General features: G+C 55.2%; 1 protein-coding gene. It reads left to right on the top strand.

The annotated features are described in order from the left end of the window. Positions 1-1,512 (top strand): DUF1601 domain-containing protein (locus tag J7438_RS25430; protein WP_209278835.1); only part of this gene is annotated, 1,512 nt, incomplete at both ends.

Raw genomic sequence — 1,512 nt, 5'->3', positions numbered from 1 at the left:
CCAGAGCTCAACAAAGCCCTGGCTGCGTTGTTGCCCCAGGTAAACGCACAAAAAACTGACTTTAAACCACGGGAAATTGCCAACCTGCTGTGGGCCATGGCGAAACTGGTGGACAACGGGCTGGAGCCGACACCAGAGCTTAAAGAAGCTGTGGCCGCGCTGTTGCCCTGTGTGAACGCACAGAAAGGCCTATTTAATGCGCAGGATATCGCCAACCTTGTCTGGGCCATGGTGAAACTGATGGACAACGGGCTGGAGCAGACAACAGATCTCAGCGAGGCCGTAGCGGCGCTATTGCCCCTCGTGAACGCACAGAAAACCAACTTTAAACCACAGGGTATCGTCAACCTGCTGTGGGCCATGGCAAAACTGGTGGACAACGGGCTGGAGCAGACGACCGATCTCAGCGAGACCATAGCCGTGCTATTGCCCCACGTGAACGCACAGAAGGACCAATTTAATTCTCAGGGTATCGCCAACCTGCTGTGGTCCATGGCAAAACTGGTGGACAACGGGCTGGATCAGACAGCAGAACTCAAAGAGGCCGTGGTCGCGTTGCTGCTTCGCGTGAACGCACAGAAAGAACAATTTATTCCTCAGCAAATCGCCAACCTGCTATGGGCCATCGCGAAACTGGTGGACAACAGGCAGGAATGGACACCAGAACTCAACGAGGCTGTGGCCACGCTGTTGCCCCATGTGAACGGACAAAAAGACCAGTTTATGGCCCAGCATATCACCAACCTGATGTGGGCCATGGCAAAACTGGTGGACAACGGACTGGAGCAGACAGCAGAACTCAAAGAGGGGGTGGCCGCGCTATTGCCCAACGTGAAGGCAAAGAAAGCTGATTTTGAACCACAGGGTCTCGCCAACCTGCTGTGGGCCACGGCAAAACTGGTGGACCACGGGCAGGAAAGGACTCCAGAGCTCAACGGGGCTCTGGCCGCGCTGTTGCCTCACGTGATTACACAGAAAGCTGAATTTAAACCAAAGGAAATCGCCAACCTGCTGTGGGCCATGGCGAAACTGTTGGACAACGGGCAGGGGCGAACACCAGGACTCGAAAAGACCGTGGCCGCGCTGTTGCCTTATGTGAACGCTCAGAAAAGCCAATTTAATGCACAGGATATCGCCAACCTGCTGTGGGCCATGGCAAAACTGGTGGATAACGGACATGACCGGACACCATGGCTCAACGAGGCCGTGGCTGCACTGTTGATTCACGTGAACCCACAGGAAAAACAATTTATTCCCAAGCATATCGCCAGCCTGCTGTGGGCCATGGCGAAACTGGTGGACAACGGGCTGGAGCAAACATCAGGGCTCTACGAGGCTGTGGCCGTGCTGTTGCCGCTGGTAAACGCACGGAAAGACCAATTAATTCCCCAGCATATCACCAACCTGCTGTGGGCCATGGCGAAACTGGTGGACAACGGGCTGGAGCAAACACCGGAGTTTAACCAGGCTGTGGCCGTGCTGTTGCCTCATGTGAAGGCGCAGAAAGGCCAA

The sequence above is a fragment of the Thalassotalea sp. G20_0 genome (genome assembly GCF_017744175.1).
Lineage (GTDB): Bacteria > Pseudomonadota > Gammaproteobacteria > Pseudomonadales > Endozoicomonadaceae > Endozoicomonas.
The sequence above is the reverse complement of the archived record's forward strand: the minus strand, read 5'-3'. Positions and strand labels throughout refer to the sequence as shown.